This window comes from Emticicia fontis, from assembly GCF_054779675.1.
Genome location: NZ_BAAGXU010000066.1, coordinates 664,550 through 687,859, shown reverse-complemented (window position 1 = coordinate 687,859; position 23,310 = coordinate 664,550). Strand labels below are relative to the sequence as shown.

At 39.0% G+C, this 23,310-nt stretch carries 19 protein-coding genes; 3 read left to right on the top strand and 16 right to left on the bottom strand.

Annotation, left to right across the window (positions count from 1 at the left end):
- The 13 genes from ACYVFA_RS28235 to ACYVFA_RS28175 all read right to left on the bottom strand — a co-directional run.
- On the bottom strand, positions 1–1,995 hold a 1,995-nt coding region (locus ACYVFA_RS28235; RefSeq protein WP_460475219.1), incomplete at its 3' end, for a glycine-rich protein.
- A gap of 110 nt (positions 1,996–2,105) precedes the next feature.
- Positions 2,106–2,450, bottom strand: a complete 345-nt coding sequence (locus ACYVFA_RS28230; protein WP_460475218.1) for a LytR/AlgR family response regulator transcription factor — start codon at positions 2,448–2,450, stop codon at positions 2,106–2,108.
- Positions 2,451–2,810: 360 nt separating this feature from the next.
- Entirely contained in the window at positions 2,811–4,304 is a 1,494-nt protein-coding gene (locus tag ACYVFA_RS28225) for an FGGY family carbohydrate kinase (protein ID WP_460475217.1), read from the bottom strand.
- Positions 4,305–4,364: 60 nt separating this feature from the next.
- Positions 4,365–5,324, bottom strand: coding sequence for an ABC transporter permease (locus tag ACYVFA_RS28220; protein WP_460475216.1), 960 nt, complete (start codon positions 5,322–5,324; stop codon positions 4,365–4,367).
- Between the two features lie 29 nt (positions 5,325–5,353).
- On the bottom strand, positions 5,354–6,838 hold the full coding sequence (locus tag ACYVFA_RS28215) for a sugar ABC transporter ATP-binding protein (RefSeq protein ID WP_460475215.1): 1,485 nt from the start codon (positions 6,836–6,838) through the stop codon (positions 5,354–5,356).
- A gap of 6 nt (positions 6,839–6,844) precedes the next feature.
- The gene (locus tag ACYVFA_RS28210) at positions 6,845–7,450 is read right to left on the bottom strand and encodes a DUF2291 family protein (RefSeq protein ID WP_460475214.1); all 606 of its coding nucleotides are present in this window, start codon (positions 7,448–7,450) and stop codon (positions 6,845–6,847) included.
- 12 nt (positions 7,451–7,462) lie between these two features.
- A complete protein-coding gene (locus ACYVFA_RS28205) occupies positions 7,463–8,380 on the bottom strand; it encodes a D-ribose ABC transporter substrate-binding protein (protein WP_460475213.1) in 918 nt (305 codons plus the stop codon).
- Between the two features lie 4 nt (positions 8,381–8,384).
- Positions 8,385–9,785: a DUF1593 domain-containing protein gene (locus ACYVFA_RS28200; protein ID WP_460475212.1), complete on the bottom strand. Its 1,401-nt coding sequence runs from the start codon at positions 9,783–9,785 to the stop codon at positions 8,385–8,387.
- 6 nt (positions 9,786–9,791) lie between these two features.
- Entirely contained in the window at positions 9,792–11,408 is a 1,617-nt protein-coding gene (locus tag ACYVFA_RS28195; protein WP_460475211.1) for a DUF5060 domain-containing protein, read from the bottom strand.
- Positions 11,409–11,412: 4 nt separating this feature from the next.
- Positions 11,413–12,369: a transketolase family protein gene (locus ACYVFA_RS28190; protein WP_460475210.1), complete on the bottom strand. Its 957-nt coding sequence runs from the start codon at positions 12,367–12,369 to the stop codon at positions 11,413–11,415.
- A gap of 49 nt (positions 12,370–12,418) precedes the next feature.
- Positions 12,419–13,225, bottom strand: a complete 807-nt coding sequence (locus tag ACYVFA_RS28185; RefSeq protein WP_460475209.1) for a transketolase — start codon at positions 13,223–13,225, stop codon at positions 12,419–12,421.
- A gap of 123 nt (positions 13,226–13,348) precedes the next feature.
- Positions 13,349–14,743, bottom strand: coding sequence for an L-fucose/L-arabinose isomerase family protein (locus ACYVFA_RS28180; RefSeq protein ID WP_460475208.1), 1,395 nt, complete (start codon positions 14,741–14,743; stop codon positions 13,349–13,351).
- Between the two features lie 73 nt (positions 14,744–14,816).
- Positions 14,817–15,584 carry a DeoR/GlpR family DNA-binding transcription regulator gene (locus ACYVFA_RS28175; protein ID WP_460475207.1) on the bottom strand — a complete coding sequence of 256 codons (768 nt, stop codon included), beginning with the start codon at positions 15,582–15,584 and terminating at the stop codon, positions 14,817–14,819.
- Positions 15,585–15,830: 246 nt separating this feature from the next.
- Here ACYVFA_RS28175 and ACYVFA_RS28170 point away from each other — a divergent pair, with 246 nt between their 5' ends.
- Genes ACYVFA_RS28170 through ACYVFA_RS28160 form a run of 3 tightly spaced genes read left to right on the top strand, consistent with a single transcriptional unit; the run spans position 15,831 to position 18,519 of the window.
- Entirely contained in the window at positions 15,831–16,787 is a 957-nt protein-coding gene (locus tag ACYVFA_RS28170) for an esterase (RefSeq protein WP_460475206.1), read from the top strand.
- Between the two features lie 30 nt (positions 16,788–16,817).
- The gene (locus ACYVFA_RS28165; RefSeq protein ID WP_460475205.1) at positions 16,818–16,976 is read left to right on the top strand and encodes a hypothetical protein; all 159 of its coding nucleotides are present in this window, start codon (positions 16,818–16,820) and stop codon (positions 16,974–16,976) included.
- A gap of 37 nt (positions 16,977–17,013) precedes the next feature.
- Positions 17,014–18,519, top strand: coding sequence for a nucleoside hydrolase-like domain-containing protein (locus tag ACYVFA_RS28160; RefSeq protein ID WP_460475204.1), 1,506 nt, complete (start codon positions 17,014–17,016; stop codon positions 18,517–18,519).
- A gap of 76 nt (positions 18,520–18,595) precedes the next feature.
- Here the strand turns inward: ACYVFA_RS28160 and ACYVFA_RS28155 are convergent, their stop codons facing one another.
- The 3 genes from ACYVFA_RS28155 to ACYVFA_RS28145 form a co-directional block, all read right to left on the bottom strand.
- Positions 18,596–19,993, bottom strand: a complete 1,398-nt coding sequence (locus tag ACYVFA_RS28155) for a DUF4832 domain-containing protein (protein ID WP_460475203.1) — start codon at positions 19,991–19,993, stop codon at positions 18,596–18,598.
- A gap of 193 nt (positions 19,994–20,186) precedes the next feature.
- Positions 20,187–20,429, bottom strand: coding sequence for a hypothetical protein (locus tag ACYVFA_RS28150; RefSeq protein ID WP_460475202.1), 243 nt, complete (start codon positions 20,427–20,429; stop codon positions 20,187–20,189).
- A 218-nt stretch (positions 20,430–20,647) separates the two neighbouring features.
- Positions 20,648–23,167: a tail fiber domain-containing protein gene (locus ACYVFA_RS28145; protein ID WP_460475201.1), complete on the bottom strand. Its 2,520-nt coding sequence runs from the start codon at positions 23,165–23,167 to the stop codon at positions 20,648–20,650.
- Positions 23,168–23,310 lie beyond the last annotated feature (143 nt).

Sequence of the window (23,310 nt, the reverse complement as noted above, 5' to 3'; positions counted from 1 at the left end):
ACTTGGTGAACACACTACTTTTGTAGCAGGGGCTGTGATAGTTGGCGCAGAGGGTTGGGTTACAATCTGCAAACCTGTAACTGCGGTACTTGATGGGGAAGTACAACTACCCACGGTACAAGTGGCTGTAATACTATAAGTGCCTGCACTTGATAAAACTAAACTTGTTCCTGATGTACCTGTTGACCAGTTTACTGTTCCTGCGCAACCGCTGGCTGTTAAAGTCAAAGTACTTGGTGAACACACTACTTTTGTAGCAGGGGCTGTGATAGTTGGCGCAGAGGGTTGGGTGGTTACTGTAACAGGATTAGTAGCTATCCGGCTGCTTTCGCATGGTGATTCAGCACAGGATGCATAATAATTTATATTAGCTGTTGGATTCTGGTTTAAATTCGTTCCTGTTCCAATTGAAATACCCCCAGTCGCCTGGTTATACCAGGTAACTGTTCCAGCGCTACAAGCGGCAGTCAGCGAAACAGAGCCGCCTGAACAAACACTTGTATTATTAACTGATACATCTGTTGGAGTAGAAGGAGGGATATTAATAGTTAAACTAGTGGTAGCCGCCGGTGAATTACAGCCACTGAAACTATAAGCAATGGTGTAAGTTCCGGTACTACTATTTAATAAATCAATCATACCTGTGTTGGGGTCGATTGCTAAACCTGCCGGAGAACTTGAAAAAGTCCCGTTAGGTAGACCTGTAATGGTTACACTTATGTTGGTAGCAACTGTTGGCTTACAATAGCTGGCGCTACTATAAGAAACAGAGGTAGGTACTGCATTGACAGCCACGGTAAAACTACAGGTTTTAGGAGTGCCGTTATCATCAAATTCAAAGGTATTTGTGGTTATTCCAATCGGGAACAAGGCACCTGATGCTAACCCGGCAGTTTGCGTTACGGTTCCCCCATAGGTTATTTCAATTTTACCATTGCCTGTTTGTATACCTGCCTCCATATTACCATTAGTAACTCCTCCAATATAGCCTGAGCCTCCACCACCACCCCGGCAGTTGCCACTTCCGGCACCGCCATACCAGCCGCCGCCACCACCATAGCCTTCACAGCCACAATTATTTCCTGCTGGAGTTCCTCCTTGTCCGAAACTACCTCCCAGGACAGGAACATTAAAACTGACACAAGTCCCATCTGCGCCACCGGCTGTTTGTGTAGCTCCTTTGCCACCAGGATTTGTATTAAAATCGGAACCTCTGTAGCCATCACCTCCCGTCAGTCCTCCACCTACACCACCTACTACGTGCAAAAAACTCCAATAACCAGCACCACCGCCACCGGCAGCTACTATTTTTCTATCGTTTAATGTATTACCTCCTTGTCTTATATCAGACGCTCCTCCACCACCTTTGCCTGCTCCATCTCCATCACCACCGCCATTCCAGCCACCAAGAATAGAAGTTGCCTGTCCACCCACATATATTTTTAAAGTTTCTCCGGGTGTTACACTCAGAGTACCTTCACTATAACCGCCAAAGTTTGTATTATTTACCCAGTTTGCGCCTCCCTGTGCACCCCATAGTTTAACATTTATGGTTGTTACGCCACTCGGAACCACCCAATCAACTACATCACCTGTAAAATTAAAAGTCTGGCTCTGGAAAGGGACATTGTCTGAAATGGTTGGACTAGTATAATTAACTACTGCCCCACAATTAGTTGTGGCATCAGTAGTAATTGAAGAAGGACATGTAATTGTTGCGTTGGTAGCCGCTGTTGACAATGGTCGCACAAGTTTCTTTTTTATTTCCTGGGAGCCACTTTTATTGTTTTCCTGATTAGTAGTGTTTCTTCTGGCAGAGTTGTTTTTCTTCTTCGCATCTTTGCTGATAATCGTTCCATCGCTTGCATACGAAACTGCTTCAGGCTTACTAATGTCATTTGCATTATCGGGCTTTTGTGCTTTAGCAATGAAACTTGCTAAACACGAAAATAAGATTAGCAAGCAAAGGTTTTTAATAGTAAAAAGTTTTTTCATGGTAGAATAATTCAATTGAGGATATTGTATTTTTTTGATGGTCGTATATAGAATAAAGGAGAAGAGAACCTATCTAGATAAAACTCATAATGAAGTTGCTCCTGTTTTTTCTACCACGAAAGGTATTTAGTATTGGTATTTTTAGATTTTTTTAGAAAATTTTTTACTCGCCTTCTTGAGATAGTAATAGATTCGTCGTTTCCCATTCTGATCGTAGAAGCGTCCTTCTGAAAATCAGCTATATAATTAAGGTTGATAATAACAGAGCGGTTAGGTCTGAAAAAGGATTGGTTGAATAAGCGTCGTTCGAAGATTCCTAGTGTTCGGGAAGACAATACAGTGCTGCCGTCTTCCATTAAGATGTGCGTGTAATTAATATCAGCTTTAAGCATTAATATCTGGCTTGGCCTGACAGTAAGATGCCTGTCAATAGTTATCAGTAATTCGTTATTCATTGCAGAAATTATAAATAGATGAATTTATTGCGACAAAACTAAGCCGCAAGCCCAGATATTTGTTAGCGCATTTTGGACATTATCTTACTCATTTTGAACTCTGCCAATAAAATTACACTGTTCAATAGGTGTTAGTAGTTTAAGGAAAAGAACAAACGACGAGAATGTACTTTTTGAGTGGTACTGCCAGATAGAGATAGGTAGAGAGAGTTACTCAATAAGAGTTGGTAACAGTAAGACTTATGCCGATATGGCTGAGTAGATAGTGATATAAAAATATTACCTTCAATTCCTGACTAAATATCTCTGGAATTGAAGGTAATGGTATTACTATATATTGCTCTTTTAAGAACTGATTCGTTATTGACTTTTACCAGCTAATATCCATTTCTTCCAGCCTTCATAAGCCAGATGGACATTTGTATTTGAGAAGTCTGGCTGTATTTCTTTGGTTTTGGCCTGATTGAGTTTTTTTAATTGTTCAATGCTTTCATAAATGCCGCTCTTCAAACCTGCAAGGTAAGCAGCACCTAGCGCTGAAATATCTGCATTTGATTGTTTTTTGAGTGGAATACCCAATAAATCAACCAGAAAACGAATCACAAACTGATTGCGGGCAATGCCACCATTCACAGAAATAGATTGCAAAGCGCCGGCCATATCCCGACTCATGGCTTCAATCACATCCTTTATCTGATAGGGAATACTCTCTAAAGCGGCTCTTACGATATGGTTTTTGCCAGTGCCAAAGGTCATGCCTTCAATAGATGCCCGGCGATTCATTTGCCAATGAGGCCCACCTAATCCACTAAAAGCAGGTATCAGATATACTCCGGCATTATCAGATACAGCATTAGCCATCGCCTCTGTTTCGGATGAGTGTTGGAACAACTGGAGCCCATTTTTCAGCCATTCGATAGTTGAGCCACAAGCCACAATGGCTCCCTCAAGTGCATAATCAATCCGGTTTTCAGTACTCCAGCAAACAGTTGTCAGCATTCCGTTTGAAGAAATGATTGGTTTGTCTCCGATATTCATCATGATTGAACTGCCCGTACCTAAAGTTACTTTGGCAGTTCCCTGTCCAAAACAACCTTCACCAAAAGTAGCCGCATGAGAATCACCAATGAGGGCATTGATTTTAATAGATACATCGGTATCTCCGAAATCAAAATTCCAGCCTCCAAATTCATGAGATGAGGGATGGACTTCAGGTAGATTCAATTTTTCTAATCCCCAGAGTTTCAGAATTTCTTCATCCCAGCTAAGGGTGTTAATATTAAAAAGGAGCGTTCTGTGAGCGTTAGTATAATCGGTTTTAAAAGATTGTCTCTTTGTAAGTTTATAGAGTAACCAGCAATCAACTGTACCAAAATACAATTCGCCTTTATCTAATTTATCTTTTAACGAACTATCATTTTCAATCAGCCAAAGCAGCTTAGTGCCAGAAAAGTAGGGGTCAATAATCAATCCGGTTCTTTCTTTAATTAGCGGCTCCTGATTTTGAGCTTTCAGTTTTTGGCAAACATCAATTGAACGCTTGCAAGCCCATACCACGGCAGGCGAGAGCGCTTTGCCTGATTCATCCCAAAGGATGAAAGTTTCTCTCTGGTTACTGATGCCACATGAATCAACATCGGTTATACTAAATCCTTTTTCAGTAAAATCTTCCAGACATAGCTTTACTGCTGCTAAAACATTTTTATAAATGCCTTCGGGATCTTGTTCAACAAAGCCATTATCAAAATAATCAGTATATAAATCAGCATGACCTTTGGCCACAGGATTACCTGTTTTATCAAAAACAATCGCTTTGGTACTACTGGTACCCTGATCTATGGCAAGAACAAACATGAATAGGTTGAATTTAAGGTATGGGTGATTGGTGTTAAATGTCGGTTTAGTTCAGGATACTTATTTTTTCTTACTTTTCTGATCGATGATGACAGCTAATAATATTACTAATCCCTTTACCACTTGCTGCCAGAATGGAGAGACATTTAATAGTATCAGTCCGTTGTGTAAAACTCCTATAATAGTCGCCCCGATAACTGTACCAGTTACCGAACCTATACCACCGGATAAGGATGTACCACCAATCACCACGGCTGCAATCGAATCTAATTCATAACTGGTTCCTGCATTGGGTTGTGCAGAATTAAGGCGCGAACTCACTAAAATACCCCCAACAGCAGCCATCATTCCGGCAATACCGTATACTGCCAACTTTACATTATTAATATTAATACCTGAAAGAAAAGCTGCTTTCTCGTTTCCACCAATGGCATAAATATAACGCCCGAAAGTAGTTTTTTTACTGATAAATACTACTACCAAAACCACCACCAGCGAAATCCAGACAGGCACCGGGATGCCGATTAGCCAGCCAGAACCAATAAACTCGAAACTTTTGCCTAAACTTGAAATGGGCATACCTTCGGTATAAAGCATGGTTGCGCCACGAGCAATGGTAAGCATAGCTAAAGTTACTACAAAAGGTGGGAGGGAGAATCGGGTAATGACCCATCCATTGAAAATACCAATGAGCAAACCTATCAATAAAGCGGCCAGAATACCTCCTAAAGTGGTAAAACCAATGAATAAATCGAAGGATTCAATGGCAATGCCATTTTTCAATAATCCGGCACAAACGGCAGACGTAAAAGCCAGTACAGAACCTATTGACAGGTCGATACCTGCAGTTAATACAACTAGAGTCATACCAACCGAAATGCAGACATTAACCGAAATCTGGCGTAATACATTCCAGAGATTATTGGCAGTCAGGAATTTATCTGACAAGAGACTAATAACCAGGCACAGCACAAAAAGTGCTATTAATGACTGCGATTTCTTTAATAGTTCTTTATTCATCTATTTGGGTGAATAGGTTGGGTATCGTGTTAAATAGCGGCTTTCAATAATTTATCTTCATGCGCTTCCTCTGCCGAAAATTCTGCTTTCAGTTTGCCTTCTGCCATCACCAGTATTCTATCTGCCAAAGCCAGCAACTCAGGTATTTCTGAGGATACTACGATAATGCTTTTGCCCTCAGCTGCCAGTTTTTTGATGATTTCATATATCTCTTTTTTGGCATTAATGTCAATTCCCCGGGTAGGCTCATCAAGCATCAGAATCCTTGGATTAGTTGCCAGCCATTTAGCTAAAACTACTTTTTGTTGATTGCCTCCACTTAGATTGACACATAATTGTTGTGCTGACGGGGTTTTAATGGCTAAGGCTGAAATGTAGTCTTTGGCAAGCTCTTGTTCCGACTTAGCATTTAAAATACTATTTTCTGGCAAAGTAGTCAGGCTGATATTTGAAGCAACGTTCATACCTAATACCAAACCTTCAGTTTTTCTATCTTCCGTAACAAATGCCACTCCATGTTTAATGGCATCTTTAGGTGATTTTATGTTGACTGCCTGATTACTAATAGAAATATTCCCGGTACTCTTACTGGCATTCAATCCGAAAATAGTTTCCAGAAGTTCAGTTCTCCCTGCACCCATTAGTCCAAAAATGCCTAGTATCTCACCTTCTTTCAGTTCAAAAGAGATATTATCAAGCAGATTCCTGGTTTTAATAGTTGGGTGGGGTAGGGTGATTTGCTTAATGCTTAATAAGGTTTTTGTCGCTATATTATTGGCTTGCTTTTTCTGAATCAATACCTCCCGGCCTACCATTTTCCTGATTAAGTCCTGCTCTGTGGTGTGGCCCATTTCTCCTGCATCAATACTGTTACCATCCCGCATAACTGTATAGCTTTCGGCAATTCTGAACAGCTCATCCATTTTATGCGAAATGTAAACAATGGTCTTACCCTCTTTCTTTAAATCAGCAATAATGCGGTGCAGGTTTTCAATTTCTTTATCACTTAGAGCTGAGGTTGGCTCATCCATTAAAATCACCTGTGCGTCGGCTAATAAAGCTTTGGCAATTTCTATTAATTGTTGCTCACCTACTTTCAGATTCTCGACTAAAGTATTGGGCGAAATAGTGAGCTGTAATTTAGCAAGTAGTTCTTTAGTTATCTGAGTCATCTTAGGGGTATCCAATAATCCCCAGCTGTTCCGGATTTCCTGACCTAAGAATAGATTTTCTACAATATTCAGTGCAGGAATCAGGTTTAGTTCCTGATGGATAATGGCTATTCCTGCCTTTTGCGCGTCTTTGATATTTTTAAACCTGACAGGCTTTTCATTCAATAGAATTTCCCCTTCATAATCAGTATAAACGCCCGTCAATATTTTCAGAAGTGTAGACTTTCCTGCCCCGTTTTCACCCAGAATCGCATTGACTTTCGATGGATAAAATGTCAGATTTACCTCGTTGAGTGCTTTTACTCCCGGAAAAGATTTCGATATATTGATAGCCTTTAGCACCTGATATTATTCTGATTTAGAGATTTTGACTGGTAAAATGCTTAATGTACTTTGTTTATCCTTTCCTTTGTTTAATTTGGTTGCACCTGTTACAACTATCTTATCTCCTATATTAATATTCTTCAAATCTTCCGGAATAGCTTTCTCCCTGATAATGGTATTCAATGCTTCCGAGAGTTTATTAAAATCAGCATTGGTTTTGAAATCGGTTAATTTAACCAGACCAGAAGCATCTCTGATAGCATTACCGAAGATATATTTAGTATCTATGCTGAAGACCGTATTGTCATCAGTCATTACTTTCAACCCATCGTCTTGTTTTTCCAATACTTTGCCTTCACCCTTTACCATAAAGTAGGCTGAATTGCCAATACCCAGGCGATTCCCATAAGCCTTAAATGTGGAATCCTGATTCGATTGAAGGGATGCCATTAATTGCGAAAGTTCAACAGCATGAGTGCTTTTAAGAATGCCCTGATAATATAGAGAGTCAGCAAATATCTTGAAATCAAAACTGGTTTGTTTCTGCTTTCTTACCTCGCTTAATTTCTTGAAGTAAACAGAGTTATAGCCAAGAATCAACAGGATTACTATGAATATGCCTTTTTTCATAAAGCTATTTTGTTATTGATAATTGCCTGCATTGGCAACCGTTACCAATTCTACTTCTACAGGTACTCTTTGTGGGAAATCCCGTTTGCCTTTAAAATACTCATCGGCATATTGGGCTGCTGTTTTTGCCATTACTTTTGGATATTGCATACCTGTGGCTACAATTTTCTTTTCTTTAATTTTCTCAACCACATCGGAAGCGCCATCAAAACCAAATACCTTTACTTTATCCGCCTTGCCAGCTGATTGTAATGCCCGATAAGCCCCCATCGCCATCGCATCGTTTCCACAGAAAACGGCATCGATATCCGGGTGAGCCTGCATGATGGTTTCTAATACTTCCATAGCCTTATTGCGGTCGAAATCACCACTTTGCTGGGCTACCATTTTCAGATCAGGAAATTTATCTACTACCGAATGAAATCCCCCTGACCTTGCCCAGGTGTTATTATCACCTACCAAACCAATGATTTCAGCATAATTTCCTTTTTCTTTTAATGCTTTTACAAACGTTACCCCAATCTCAACACAGCCCGAATAATTATCTGAAAGTATCTGGCTCGTGGCTGCATTATCGGCGTTGATTTCTCTGTCCATGCAAAAAACCGGAATACCTGCCTTCTTTGCTTTCATTACATTAATAATAGAACCATCGGCATCTGTCGGATTAAAAAGAATCGCATCGAACCCGGATGAAATGAGGTTTTCAAAATTATCCGATTCGGTAGCAGGATTATTCTGCGAATCGAAAATCTTGGCTTCATAGCCTAGTTTCCGGGCATTCTCTGCCGCCGATTCTGCTAAAACCACAAACCAAGGATTATTGAGCGTAGAGATAACTACGGCAATTTTAGGTTTTTCGGATGAACTATCTTTACACGAGATACTTGTTAAGCTCAGCATAAAGACCAAAAAGAATGCTTTTTTCATGTTTTTATGGGATAACATTTACTATCACTCTTTGGTAACGGGTCAGGCTTGGTGTACCGTTGTCGGTCACTTCCAGTATAAAATGCATGGTTTTGGGTTCGGTAACTTTAGGCGCAACAAAACTGATTTCCTGATTTGCAGGCTTATTCAACACAAACCGACTGGCAGGCAGACTGCCCACTTCTTTATAGAAAAACCAGTTATAAGTCAGGTCATTATTATCAGGGTCAGTTGCCTTACCTGTCAAAGTGACATTTGCGCCTGATTTTACAGTGATGTTATTCTCATGACCTAATGAAACTACCGGAGGATGGTTGGCTTCTTTATAGGTTTTGGCTACACACCAATCCATGCGGGCAAAGAAATCATTCTGAAAGGCTTTTCTCCAACGCCAGATAGTGGCTTGGTTGCTTGTATGGTAGGCTTTGGTAATATCACTATATACTTCGTCTTGCGTATCTGTCCAGATTGGGCGGGTTTCCGGCTCATACATATACTTTTTGAATTGCGGGATATACAATTCATATCTACCACCCCAGCTTCCATAGTTTGGATTTTCAGGAGAATTCAGTCCATTATTGATTAAACCCATAAATGCCGGACTGTCTCCTTCCATTAAGAAATCTATTTTTGGATATTTTTCACCCAACGACCCATGATTCTGGCGGACGTGCTGATCCAGGTATTTGTTGCGGACAATAGTCGTATCAGCTCCTGTAAAACGTCCATGAAAAATATCTCCCGAAATACCTGTCCATGTAGCAAAGTGATATTGTCCACCGCCATTCTCTTCATAACCCGGGCTAACGACATAGAATAAATCAGGAAAGTTTTTACGAATCCAGGGGCCTGTATCATCCTGATCTGAAATAGTATAAACGCGAAGTTTTTTAACGATTTGAGAAATCTCAGCAGATTTTTTAATCTTTTGCAGTTTGAATAGAGCTTGTGCCAATACATTGGTACCTCCCCAGGCTTGAATATATAAAGGACGGGTATCGTTTTTCAGCATACTTTGTATGAGCCATTTAGAGCCTTCTGAGTCTTTACCCTCTCCTAAACCCTCTTTACCAAAAACAGGTAAGCCTTTTTTTATAATTGAATGCACGTAAGCTTCGGTAGGATAACCTTTTTCATGTATTTCAAGGTTGTCTCTTACTTTTCCATAAGCCTCTGTAATTTCATGCAAACGCCATTCGGCGGTTTTAGTTCGTTGCCAGCAGGAGGTAGTGGCCACGAGGCCTTCAATATCAAACTGATTGGAGTAAGTCAGGAAACGCACGTAAGACATAGCATCGTCTGGCTCATTTTCAATATCTGTCAACACAAATACCCTGGGTTTTTGTGCATAACTCAATTGGCAGGCCAGAAAGAATAGTAAAAAATTAATGACTTTGTTTTTCATAGGTTGTCAGGGTATTTCAGTAATTCTAAGGGCAATATAAGGTTTTAACGGCAGTCTTACTTTCTGATTTTCTTTGTCCAGAATCCGGTAATCGTTGGGCTCAGTGGCTACAAAAACCGAATTGACAGGGGTGACGGACATATCCCATGTATCTATGATTTCTACTTTATATTTAGAACTTGCTTTTGGTCGTTCGCAACTGGCATTTTTATGAGGCAGGTTAAACGACCATGTTTCGTTGATTTCTTTACCAAAATAGACAAGATAGGTTCCTTTCCCATTAGTCGCAGTTTTAAAATCACGGCTTACATCGGCCATTTCTAATGGCCCGGTCTCTGAGACTATCTTTCTGATAAATCCGGCCCTTTTCCAGCTATTGCCTTTAAACTTTCCTCCCTTTGCCCAGAAAATTGTGTCTCGGAGATCTTTAAACATGAATGACTCTCCGTGTGTAACATAGGTGCCGCCAATCAATCCCATCCAGATCAGGTGATTCATTTCTTCGCCGCTGTATCTTCCCCAACGAGACTTTAAATTTCCTTCATAGCCCACTTCATCAAAAAGAATGGGTTTTGAATAAATACTTCTGACTATTGCAGCCCCTCCCCAATTTATCACCGGTGATTCATCCTGAATAGAAGTATGGGTGATTTCAGGCATCTGGTAATTAAAATATTTGGCGGTGCTGCCATGAATAGAACAGAGGTGACGATATGGGTCTGCTTTTACTACTGCTTTAATCAGTGTGTCCCAATCTTTATCAGTCTTACTTTTTACATAGTCATACTCATTTGCCAATGACCACCATATATTGCGAAAAGAAGACAGACGAGCTACTAAATATTTAATATAGTTGAGATTGGCTTCCATGGGCATTTCATCAAATCCCCAACGGCCTTTGTCATAAGGATGAAAAAGGATCAGATCTGCTTCAATGCCTGATGTTCGTAAATCATCAATACGTTTTTCTAAATGTTGAAAGAAGACAGGATTAAAGCGGTTGAAATCCCAGATCTTTATCTCATTACCTTTACTATCTTTTTTAACTTCTTTTATTTCATAAGGATAAATAACAGGCTCTTCTTTTACCAACTCATAATTCTTAGGAAACACACACATCCTGATTTTATTAAATCCCGAATTCTGTAATGATTTCAGCGTTTGTTCCTGAATATCATTAGCCATGTGTGTCCAGGCATAGGCAGTTGTTCCTAGTGGAAAATAAGCGGTGCTATCGGCATATTTAAAGTGATAGGTTTGAGAAACTCTGACAATGCCATGATTTTTTGCACCAGTCTTTATGCATTGAAATTCTCCTTTTTTATTGTTTAATGTAGCTATTGAGCTATTGGTTTTATATTGCCAAGCACCAGTTTTTTCGGGCATCAACCGAATGATGTATCTGTTATCTCCATCGTAAAATCCGGCAACAGTAATCGTAGTATCCTTATGAGTGAATGTGGCTGATAGGGTATTGTCTGAAAAGTTATTTTTGCCCGAAGCATTTTCTAATATTAACTCAAATCTATCCCATTGCTCAATTTTCTGTTGAGAAAAAAGAGCTGTGCTTCTTAAGAAAAAGCAGATAAATAAGTTGAATATGAAAATCCTAAATCTGAACATTAGCCTAACTTTGAATCAATGATAAAACTGTATTTGTCAATCCTTTTTCTGATATACCATAATGCTCAAAAATCTCTGACTGTGAACCTGAAACCGTGTGGTCATCGGGAAGACCTACTATTTTGAATGTATTATGAAAACCATTTTGCAAAAGCAATGAAGCAACGGCTTCACCTAATCCTCCATAAACAGAATGTTCTTCTACTGTAATAATTGGCTTGCCATTAGCTGCCAGCTCTTTTACTAAAGCACTATCTAAAGGCTTGATGGTGTGCATACTTATCACAGTGCAGGTAATTCCATATTCTTGGCTTAAAACTTCCGCTGCCTGTAAACAGGGTAATACGGCTTCACCTGTCGCAATAAATGTTAAATCATTTCCTTCCTGAATAATTCGCCCTTTACCAATTTTAAAATCATTCCCTCCTGATTCACTATTGAGTGAGGCAGGCATATTTTTCTTGCCGAATCTGATATAAATCGGGGTTTTCATTTCAGCAGCCTGACAAATGGCTTGTTCGGTTTCGTAATTATCAGCGGGGGCTACAATCGTAATATTATTGATGGCTCTCAATACCGCGTAATCATGTAAGCTATGGTGTGTGCTACCTAATGCCCCATAACTGACACCCGCCGAAATACCAATCAATTTAACCGGATTGTCAGAATAACAAACATCATTTTTGATTTGCTCTAAGGCCCTTGCTGTCAGGAAACAAGCCGGAGAAACGGCAAATGCCTTTTTACCCATACTGGCCAATCCAGTAGCTATACCTACGAGGTTTTGTTCCGCTATTCCGACTTCTACGATTTGCTCAGGGAAACGCTGCCCAAATGCTACCAGTTTACCCGAGCCACGAGAATCACTTGTGACTACATAAATATCTTGATCCTGTTCAGCCAGAGACTGCAACGTTTCTGAGAAAACCTCCAGATTTGCTTTACTTATTATATAATTCATAATTCCGGTCAAATACAGATAGGTAATTGATCTGTGTTTTTCTGCCTGCTTAATTTAACTCTGCTAATGCTGCCTCATACTGTTCAGCACTTGGTACTCCATGATGCCATTTCAGTACATTTTCCATATAGCTTACACCTTTGCCTTTGGTAGTATGTGCAATCACAAATGAGGGTTTCCCTTGTTCAAATGGCAAACTTTCCAAGGTTTGGGCGAGGGCTTCTACATCATTGCCATCCACGTGCCGAACTGTCCAGCCAAATGCTTCCAGTTTTTTATCTAAAGGTTCAAGACCCATAACTTCGGCATTAGGGGCTGTAATCTGTAATTTATTATAATCTAATATGGCGCAGAGATTATCTAATTTATAATGTGTGGCAAACATAAATGCCTCCCAGTTAGAGCCTTCTGCCATTTCACCATCACCCAATACAGTGAAAACCCTTACCGGAGATTTATCTTTTTTCGCTGCCAATGCGTTTCCGCAGCAGATAGACAGACCATGACCCAAACCTCCGGTGTTTTGTTCTATCCCTCTGATTTTTTTGGTGGGGTGGCCAATATAAGGAGATTGATACTTGCACAAAGTCAATAAATCTTCTTCCGGGAAAAAGCCTTTATCTGCCAGCACCACATACAGTGCTTCTACACAATGCCCTTTGCTTTGTACATATCTATCCCGCAAAGGAGAATCAAAGTTTTCAGGCGAAATATTCATAATTCTATTATACAATACATTAAGAATATCAATGACCGACAAACTCCCACCCGTGTGCCCGGCTTTGGCATTATAGATGTATTTCAGAATGTTTCTTCTGTAGAGTTTTGATTTTGCCTGTAATGCTTTGATTTCCATTTTCTTTGACCTTTTGGACGGCATTTTTTAAATCAAATGACTTTAGAAAGTGCCGATTTCTTGGTAGAGACAGGGCATTGCCCTGTCTCTACACGATATATTGCAATATTTCTCTGTCTTTTATTAATGCTTATAAATGTCCCAACCCATATAGTTGCCCAATGCCTCTTCCAATATACGGGCAGTTTTAGAGGCATTCATTACTACGTGGTGCTCGAAACCGTTTCTGCAAACATATTTCATGAGCCCCTGTAAATCAGGGATTTGTGCTACTGCCCGATTCCCGAAAGTGTTCAATGGGTCGTTAGTTAATTCTCCTTCTCCGATGTATGCTTTAATAATCCCTTTAGGGTCATCAGTACTGATACGTCCATAAGTTAATGGCATAGCAGGTGTACGACCGTCTAAGGCACCATAAGTATTTTCTACCCCAACGGTTGTTCCTAAAATCGGTGCATTGCTGATTTCAATATCAGGCAAAAATGATTTTGCCCAGTTGCCACAGTGAAACAATACGCATTTGTTTTCATCATCTGCATAGTTATTATTCCAGTCTACTAAGGCACTCGGAGAGCCAGATGCCAATTGCATAGCATACATCGAAAGCGTACCCGTCACATCTACCTCGCAAGCACTAGGCAACATATTTTCCGACATGATACTCATGCTTGTACATACATTACAGCCATAGTTTTGTTGCAGCGATGTCCAGCATTGAATAGCTGTCGCATCCAGCACATTCTCTTCCATTATTTCTTTCAGTACCACATCTAGTCGGGCGATTTGTAGCATAGCTTCGCTAGGTGTTCTGCCTTTCGGTGCGTATGCATTAATTGATTCCAGATGTTTTTTTACTTTAGTATCATCCGTTGCCAGTTTATTAGCCCTTCCTAAAATCTCGGATAAATCGAAAGTCGTTACGGTAATACCATTTCTTTGGAGAATTTTCTCTGAATAGCGAACGGTATTAAATGCACCCGGTCTTGCTCCGATTGCCCCGATTCTTACATTTTTCAAACCTTTTACTACCCGACAAACGGCTACAAAATCTAATAAATCTTTCTGAAAGGTTTCGCTTGATGGCAGACTTACATGCTGACTTGTCAGTGTATACTTGATACCATATTGATAAAGGTTATTGCAAACTGAAATCTTACCACACCATGAATCGCGGCGATTTACCACATTCATTTTGTTGAGGTCATCAGGATAGGCTTGAATCAATACAGGTACATTCAATCCGGCTAATTTAAGCGTATCAGCTACTCCTTTTTCATCGCCAAAATTTGGGAGCAATACCAATATCCCTGTAATTTCCTCCCGATGGGCTTTAAACAATTCGGCACATTTCTGCGCTTCTTTAAATGTTTCTATCCCACCTAGTTTGGTTTCGTTACTATCAACCAGAATAGGTTTAAGATTTAATTTGGCAAAAACATCAATGATTTCGGTTCTTGCTTTTTCTACTAAACTATCAGGAAAAAAATCTCTGTTTCCGATGATGATTCCAATACTCATTTGCTTGTCTTTGAACACAATTTATATTTTGTCGTAAATGTCTGCTGTTTCTGAATCTCTGTCTTTCTGAAGTCTAGGCAACGATTACCTCAATCTCATTTTCTCTGAAAACATCCTTGTGTTTTTCTTCTATTCCTGCATCTGTAATGATGTAATCTATCAATCCTAGTGCACCTAAACTGGCCAAAGCACTCTTGCCTATTTTAGTACTGTCTGCTACCAGATAGGTTACCTCTGCTGCATCAATCATCGCTTTTTTTACTACCAGATCACTGATACTTGGATAGGTCAATCCTGATTTTAGTGAAATGCCTGCTGTGGCTAAAAATAGCTTCTGCACATTTAAGCCCTTAAAGAAATCGGCCGCTTTCTGTCCGGTTAATGATAGGGTAGGAGGTTTGAACTCTCCGCCTGTCATAATTACCTCAATGCTGGGTTCTGTGCCGAGCATCAAAGCTATATTGAGCGCATTGGTAATTACTGTTAAGCTTTTAATGCCTGAAGTTTTTATCTTTTTGGCGATTTCGGTAGTAGTACTGCCCGAATCCAGAATAATGGTATCACCCGTTTCAATAAATTCCAGACATTTCTGAGCGATTACTTCCTTCTTATCCAGATTATCCTGATGTACCAACGAAAAACTCCGCACCTGGTCTTCTACATTTTTCAGATAAGCACCGCCGTGTTCCTTTATAATGAGATCTTCGGCTTCTAGTTTTTCTAAATCCTGTCTGATGGTGACTTCTGTTACTTTAAAGAGACGCGCCAAATCGACTACTTTAGCCGAACCGTCTTCACGCAACAATTCTAAAATTCTATCTCTCCGCTGATTTGGTAGCATGGTCTATATAATGAATAATAAATGTTTATAGATGAATAATCAGCAATTTACATATTTAAAATTCATTTTCCTGAAGCAAAACTAAAAGAAAACAAAAGAAGTAAAAAGAAAATAAACGAAAATATTTGACAAATGATTTTTGCCTTTATTTTCGCAATCAAAAATAAGTCAAAGTATTTATTTGAAAAATTATAAAACCATCAAATAAATGAAAAACGGCATTTTCTTTTTAATGAATAAAAAAATATGCTTTATTGTGTTATGCTTCTGGCATTGCCAATGCTAGCACAAGCACAGAGGCGACCAAGTAAAATTGTTTCGCCTGAAGTATTATCTGATAATTCGGTTATTTTTCGTATCAAAGCGCCTGATGCCAATTCGGTGCAATTGTCAGGCACCTGGCCAAAAGAATTTAAGAATATGATTCTAATGGTGAAGAAGGATTCAGTTTTTGAAGTGAAAGTAGGGCCATTGCCTTCAAATATGTATGAATACGAGTTTATTCTGGATGGTATACCTACGCTTGACCCAAACAGCAGCATGGTAACTCGTGACGGTGCCTGGATTCAGAACCGATTAATGGTACCAGGTGAACAAGCGGATATGTATGAGGTAAAGCCTGTTCCGCATGGTGATTTAAAAGCTGTCTGGTATAATTCTGCTACTCTAGGCACAGAGCGAAGAATGTTTATTTATACTCCTCCGGGCTATGACAAAAGCAAAAAGAACTATCCGGTTTTGTATTTACTACATGGCAGTGGCGGAGACGAAGAGGTATGGTTGAGCAGAGGTAGAGCCAATTATATCATAGATAACCTGATTGCAACGGGTAAAGCAGAACCTATGATTGTGGTGATTACGAATGGAAATCCGGTTACAACTGCCGCACCTTTAGACCGTTCGGCATCCGTGCAGAATAAAATAGCCCCTGGTATGAATTCTATGGCGTCAGGCAAGTTTGAAGAAAGCCTGGTTAAAGACGTGATGCCTTATATTGAAAACAATTATAGAGTGATTGCCGATGCTAACCATCGGGCTATTACTGGTTTTTCAATGGGAGGGTATCAGACGCAAAATATTACCAATGCGAATCCTACCAAATTTAAGTATATTGGCGTAATGAGTATGGGTTTATTCTCAACATTCATAAAAGATGGCAGCTATAATAAAGAAGCGCACGTAAAGCAACTGAAAGAATTATAGAAGAATAACCCGAAAGTATACTGGATTGGGATGGCGAAAGACGATTTCTTGAATGCGAGTGTAGTGAAATTAAAAGAGCTTTACGATGAAGTCGGTGTTAAGTATACTTATAGAGAAAACGAAGGCACTCATGACTGGAATGCCTGGCGATTATATTTAAGTGAATTTGCCCAACTGGCATTTAAGTGATAGAAAGAAATAGTAGGTTGAAACTAAATACTAAAAAATGAAAAACAAGCTCAGTTTATTATTATTCCTGTTTATAGGTATATTTCTGACTAATATGGCTATCGGACAGTCGAAACCCAGAACGATTGTAACTACAGATGGTGAGATAGATGATGTAGATTCGTTTATCAGAATGTTGCTGTACGCGAATGAATTCAAAATAGAAGGGTTGGTATATAGCAGTTCGATGTGGCATTATAAAGGTGATGGGAAAGGAACGAAGTTTGTTTCTGAAATGGCTATGACGAAGAACCTGTATAAAGAAAAAACTGACCTTCGCTGGCCGGGTGTTACCTGGATGCAGGACTTGATTGTAGCTTATGAAAAAGTATACCCAAATCTTATTCTGCATGATAAATCATTCCCAACGGCTAGCTCGCTTCGTAAACTGATAAAAGTAGGGAATATTGATTTTGAAGGCGAAATGGAGAAAGTAACCGAAGGCTCAGAGCATATCAAAAACAAATTACTGGATGCCACAACTGAGCCAATCTATCTGCAAGTGTGGGGTGGAACCAATACAATTGCCAGAGCTTTGAAATCGATAGAAGAGCAATATAAGAATACCCCTCAATGGTCGCAGATTTACAAAAAAGTTTGCCAGAAAGCCATCATCTATGCTATTCTGGATCAGGATGCTACCTTTAAAAAATACGTAGAGCCAAACTGGAAAGACATCAAGGTGTTCTACAATGCCAGCCAGTTCTGGTGCTTTGCCTACCCTTGGAAAAGAGCCGTTCCACAATCGCAACATTATTTACTAGAGGGTAAATTTATGGGGGACGAAATTATCAATAATCATGGCCCGCTGACGAAGATGTATTATAGCTATGGCGATGGGCAAAAACAGGAAGGTGACGACGAGCATATACATGGTGATTTAAGTAAAGTAAAAACCGGACAATGGGGCGAATTTGGTAAGTATGATTTTATCTCAGAAGGAGATTCACCATCCTATTTGCATTTGATAGATGTAGGTTTAGGAAATATCCAGAATCCATCGTATGGGGGTTGGGGCGGTAGATTAAAACAATCGGCAGATAATCCGAATCGTTGGGAAGATGGAAAAGAAGTGGCCGATTATAATCCATATACCCAGAAAATGGACTTAACCTATCCACAAACCCGTTGGATAGAGCCGATTCAACTGGATTTTGCTTCCCGTGCCGATTGGTGTGTGAAAGACTTTAAAAATGCTAACCATGCACCAAAGGTTTCAGTAAAAACCAATGCAATTAAAGCCAAGGTCGGTAGTAAAGTGCAGATTGTGGCAAGTGCCAAAGACCCGGATAATAATAAAGTAAATTTCAACTATTGGCAATATAAAGAAGCCGGAACCGCCAAAGAAGCCGTTGAAATAAACAAGAAAACTAACGAAACAGCTGAAATAACATTGCCGGCAACATTGAATAGCGGAGATACCATTCACATTATTGTTGAAGGGAAAGACGAGGGTACCCCTGCCTTAACGCGATACCAACGCGTGATTATTACAGTTTTGTAACAAGTAAATCTTTTCATAACAAAAAAGGTTTCTCTTAGCCGTAGAAACCTTTTTTGCTGTAAGATGTGTATCACTATTAATTACCAACTGTTAGCTCAACTTTTAAATCATTATATCCTCTCGTTGAATCCCATATATCTTCATTAGCTAATCTGACAGCGTATTCTACTCTATCTTTTATGGAATCAGACATATCAGGTAAATAAAGATATAAGTGATATTTGCCAGTACTGGTATTTGCAGGAAGTTTAATCTGCTCAACAATTTTGCCGAATTTCCCAAGCCATTTCCTGAGGTCAGTTTTTAATACTACTCTTACTTCTTTATTGTTTTTAGTGTTCACTAAAACCAGATAGGCTTTTCTTTCATTAAACATGGCAGCGAAACCTTTATTCTCAATATTTAATTCAATCTTGAATGGTTTTGATCTTGATACTTTTTGGGGATAGCTAATGGAATTTAATTGCAATCGATAACCGAGATTATTAAATATCTCGTCATAGCAAGCATCGCCACTTTTCCACTGGTTTATTAATTCCATCGGATAATCTGTATTGAGAAAAGACCAGTGAAATTTTCTCAATTCTACCAAGGCATTAGGACAATCTGAACGTGGAGAGTTGACCTTACAGGTTTCTCCTCCCATCGGTAAATATTTGGTCTGGTTTTCCATAAAACCATACTCAGTACGAATTTTGGCTTTCACATAAGTGCCTAAGTCTGTATCACTGGCTAAAAAACAATCATTGTGAAAACCTATGCGAGACTGAGTCGATTTATTGAAGGCCACTGAGTTATTAATACTCGAATTGCCATACATTCCAGTTTTGTATCGGGGTGTTCTTATCTGAATCATACGGCTATCAGGTAAAGCATCTAGCAGGGCATCAATTACCTGTTTTCTTGCCGGATATTTTGGTTCAGGGTTAAGTACAGTAGGAATACCAAATTCCTCTTGTGTCGTTGCGTGCCACTCACCATAAGTACCTATAAACCCAGCTTGCAATACGTAAATCACATCTACATTCTTCTGAAAAAGCGGTTTTAATTGTTGGATATGACTTAAAATCATGTCTTTTGTTGCATCTCTTACACTCGCTTTTGAGTTTTTAGTATAAGAGAACCTGATCACGGCTTTTAACCCAACTTTTCGGAGCATATCAAAATCAGCTTGCACATTATCCAGGTAATTTTGCGAGATAGGAGTATTAATAAAGTCTTCCAGATAGAATCCTCTGTAAATCAAGGAGATATTAGCTCGTTTTAATGTATCTAATACATTCTCTTTAAGTCTTGAGTAATACTTTGAATTGGTATCAAAGTGCTGATAAAAACCTCTTTCAGGGTTAAATATTTTCTCTTGTGTAGGCTTATAATCACTATACTTTACAAGTGAAGTGGCATTTTCATTTAGCTTACCCACAAAAGAAAAACAACAGACTGAAATGAATAAAAGAAATAATTTGATTTTCATAATTTTAAATAATGTTTATTCCCGAAATCTGGTCTCTAAGTAACTCAATTAACCTTTACATTGTTATTAAGAACTGGTTAAATTAAATGATAACATCTTAGGCTCCAATGTATTCGTTTCAGATTTGGAATGGCTTTATAAATAATAAAAGCTACTCTGAAAGTAGCTTTTATTAAACCCATCTTATTTCGGCTTATGGCTTTATATTTAGCAGCGCTTCATTTTTAGCCAGAATTCTTTTCTCTTTGTTCTTTCTCCTACGTTCTATTTCGTAGGCATTCACGCGTTCCTTATTTACCTTGCGGTACTCTTTGCAATACTCTTTCATTTCATCCCGATGTTGTTCGGCATACTCACGAGACCTCTGATTCAGTTTATCCCTGTGTTTTTCTCTGTATTTTTTCTGATACTCTCTTTGATAGTCAGTCGTTTTCATAATTGTAAGTATTTTGCAAAAGTTAGATTTACGTATCCAAAAATAGCAAGTTTTTCGAATCATCATAGTTTTTTCAATATTTTTATTTAGCGGAGTATTAGAGCTATTAGATAGGATAAGATTTTATCATACTTTGTTGATTCTAAAAACCAATAATCAATAAAAAAGACAGCCGCTAATAGCAACTGTCTTTCGGAATTCAATCGTTGTAATGTTTATTATTTCCCTTTTTGACTCACCAATAGCCTATTTTTCAGACTTTCTACGTCTTGCGCTAATTGGTTGATACGTTGATTTTCTTTTTCCAGCACCTCAATACGTTTAAGTAATTGTTGAGTAGCAGAAATGTTTAATGTTGTGAGTGCTTCGTAATCGACTGTACGGAAATCGTTTACCTCTTTACCATATACAAAGACATCCCCACTTCTTTCAGAACTGACCTGAATGCCTTTCGCTGAAACAGCTATTACTTCAACAATTTCCTCTTTTTCGTCAGTAATCAATTTAAGTTTGTCACCTGCTTTTAAAGTTGTTCTGGTTAGTGGAATAAATCCTTTTTCGATAGCGCTTAGCTGGTAAATATCAGGAACAAAGTCTGTCATCTTAGTTACAGCAGCAGGAAACACCCTTTCTACCTGTTGGGCAATTACTTTTTTGTATGGTGTATTTCCTTTTGAAAGAGAATCGATTAACTGATAATCAGTTATCTGAATATTTTTTAACACATCGAGGTCTTGTGCATTATCAGATAGACCCTTTACTTTCTTGATACGGACATCAGAGTAGACGTTTAGTTCAGAAGTGGCAATGCGGTCTGAAGTATAGATAGAGTAATAATTTGTTCCATTTGTAGTTCCTGTCGAAGCACTGCTATTCAAATATCCATAAGATAAATTGTTTGTCAGACTACCATTGATTACCAGTCTTGCTTTGGTAGGGTTTTCAGTGCCAATTCCTACGGCACCATTGCTTTTGATAATCATTTTAGACCCCGATCCGTTTTTTAACAATAGATGCCCCGCACCTTCGCTATTGGCATTTCCGGTAGATACAAACTCCCAGTTACCGCCGCCATTAGAAGTATTATTGAGAGCAAACCATGTGCCTGTGGTAGAAGAACTGGTGGCACGTAGTGTAGCATTGCCAGTCGATTTTACCTCTAATTGAGCAGAGGGTGTAGCAGTATTAAAACCTACAGTGCCATTTGTAGAATTAATAAACATTCTGACAGCAGATTCATCCTGTATCAATAAATTACCTGCACCCTCTCCATTATCTTTTCCGGTAGAAATAATTTTCCAGCTTTTTCCACCAGTCGAAGTATTTTCTAATTTAAACCATGAGCCAAGTTTAGAAGTACTTGTTGCGCGGAAAATTTCGTTGTTTGCCCCAAATATTTCCAGTTGAGAATCAGGATCATCGGTTCCTATTCCTACTTTGCCAGCATTTGTAACAACCATGCGCGCTTTGTCACCCCCCTCTACTACAAAAGAGCCGAAGTTATCCTGGCCAATATCTATAAAACTATTGCCAATACCTTCAAAACGCATTTGAGGAGCCACATTAGTTTTTGACAATAACCGGGCAATTACTAAGGCATTATTATAAGATTCCCAGTTCTGTACGATGAATCGCCCGTTTTCATTAGCGATTACCTCTAATTTGCTTGCCCCCTCATATGGGGTATGCGCGCCTATAATTAATCGGCCGTTTATCCCCATATTGCGCTCAAGAAAATCTCCGTAAATTAAAGGGGCAGAATCATCTGAGTTATGAATATATAATTTATCATTCCCAATTGCATTTGCACCGGCAGCGTTTCCTATAAATACATTATAACTTCCTGTTGAATTAAAACCTGCATTGGAGCCTATTGCAACATTTGACCCACCTGATGTATTATTAAGAAGTGCCAACCGCCCGACGGCGACATTAAATGCTCCGGTTATGTTAGTTTCCAAAGCACCTGCTCCTATAGCCAGATTGTTACTGCCAGAAGTAATTTCTTTTCCCGCATTAAAGCCAATAAATGTGTTATACTTTTGAGTTAAATCATCGTTTTTCCCTGCACCTTCACCTATGAATACTCCCAAGCCAGTATTGCGAATATCAATTCTACCATTTATTTGGGCATTTCCATTTACTTCAAGCATTTCTGATGGATTCAGAACTCCTATACCAACCCGACCATTATTGCGCAGAATCATCTTTGTACCGCTCTGGTCTTTGAAATGGAGTTGGCCAAAGCCACCGTTTTCACTCGTGGTACCTGATCCTGAATGGAATAATTGCCACTCTGATGAGATAGGGAATCCATCAGTTGACCCCGTAACTCCACTGGAAAGTCTTATCCCGGTTCCTGAAGAATTATTTCCGCTAAAACTGGCAATTATATTTGTATTGTCTTTTCTGACATCTAATTTGTAGGAAGGCGCATCAGTGCCAATCCCTAGGTTGAATGGAATATTCTGATATAAATGGTTGGTATTACTTACAGCCCAGTATGTATCTGTAAGAAATTGATAAGGCATCCAAATACCATAACCCTTGTCATCTGACAACATGACGTTGAACAAACCTGCACCTTCGGTCATTCTAAAAAAACGTGTTGATAATGTGTCGGTATTGGTTTGTGATTTGGGTAATATAGTTACACTTTGCGAGAAAACTTCTGATAAAGTAATAATGGAAAAAAGAATTGATAGGGTTAAATGTTTCAATTTTATAGATGTATTCATGGGTGAAAAATGATTTATCTGAGGTGAGTATTAGCTTTAAGTTTTAAGAGAATTGATTATAAAAGTTTAAATACACAAAATTGTTCGACAAAATTGTTTAATATGAATTAAAAAAATATGACCCAAAGGTCATTTTTTCGTAA

Bases quoted from the DNA above. Each gene is read 5' to 3' on its own strand.
- ACYVFA_RS28230 (WP_460475218.1), bottom strand. From the start codon at position 2,450: ATGAATAACGAATTACTGATAACTATTGACAGGCATCTTACTGTCAGG.
- ACYVFA_RS28225 (WP_460475217.1), bottom strand. From the start codon at position 4,304: ATGTTTGTTCTTGCCATAGATCAGGGTACCAGTAGTACCAAAGCGATT.
- ACYVFA_RS28220 (WP_460475216.1), bottom strand. From the start codon at position 5,324: ATGAATAAAGAACTATTAAAGAAATCGCAGTCATTAATAGCACTTTTT.
- ACYVFA_RS28210 (WP_460475214.1), bottom strand. From the start codon at position 7,450: ATGAAAAAAGGCATATTCATAGTAATCCTGTTGATTCTTGGCTATAAC.
- ACYVFA_RS28205 (WP_460475213.1), bottom strand. From the start codon at position 8,380: ATGAAAAAAGCATTCTTTTTGGTCTTTATGCTGAGCTTAACAAGTATC.
- ACYVFA_RS28200 (WP_460475212.1), bottom strand. From the start codon at position 9,785: ATGAAAAACAAAGTCATTAATTTTTTACTATTCTTTCTGGCCTGCCAA.
- ACYVFA_RS28195 (WP_460475211.1), bottom strand. From the start codon at position 11,408: ATGTTCAGATTTAGGATTTTCATATTCAACTTATTTATCTGCTTTTTC.
- ACYVFA_RS28190 (WP_460475210.1), bottom strand. From the start codon at position 12,369: ATGAATTATATAATAAGTAAAGCAAATCTGGAGGTTTTCTCAGAAACG.
- ACYVFA_RS28185 (WP_460475209.1), bottom strand. From the start codon at position 13,225: ATGGAAATCAAAGCATTACAGGCAAAATCAAAACTCTACAGAAGAAAC.
- ACYVFA_RS28180 (WP_460475208.1), bottom strand. From the start codon at position 14,743: ATGAGTATTGGAATCATCATCGGAAACAGAGATTTTTTTCCTGATAGT.
- ACYVFA_RS28175 (WP_460475207.1), bottom strand. From the start codon at position 15,584: ATGCTACCAAATCAGCGGAGAGATAGAATTTTAGAATTGTTGCGTGAA.
- ACYVFA_RS28170 (WP_460475206.1), top strand. From the start codon at position 15,831: ATGCTTTATTGTGTTATGCTTCTGGCATTGCCAATGCTAGCACAAGCA.
- ACYVFA_RS28165 (WP_460475205.1), top strand. From the start codon at position 16,818: ATGGCGAAAGACGATTTCTTGAATGCGAGTGTAGTGAAATTAAAAGAG.
- ACYVFA_RS28160 (WP_460475204.1), top strand. From the start codon at position 17,014: ATGAAAAACAAGCTCAGTTTATTATTATTCCTGTTTATAGGTATATTT.
- ACYVFA_RS28155 (WP_460475203.1), bottom strand. From the start codon at position 19,993: ATGAAAATCAAATTATTTCTTTTATTCATTTCAGTCTGTTGTTTTTCT.
- ACYVFA_RS28150 (WP_460475202.1), bottom strand. From the start codon at position 20,429: ATGAAAACGACTGACTATCAAAGAGAGTATCAGAAAAAATACAGAGAA.
- ACYVFA_RS28145 (WP_460475201.1), bottom strand. From the start codon at position 23,167: ATGAATACATCTATAAAATTGAAACATTTAACCCTATCAATTCTTTTT.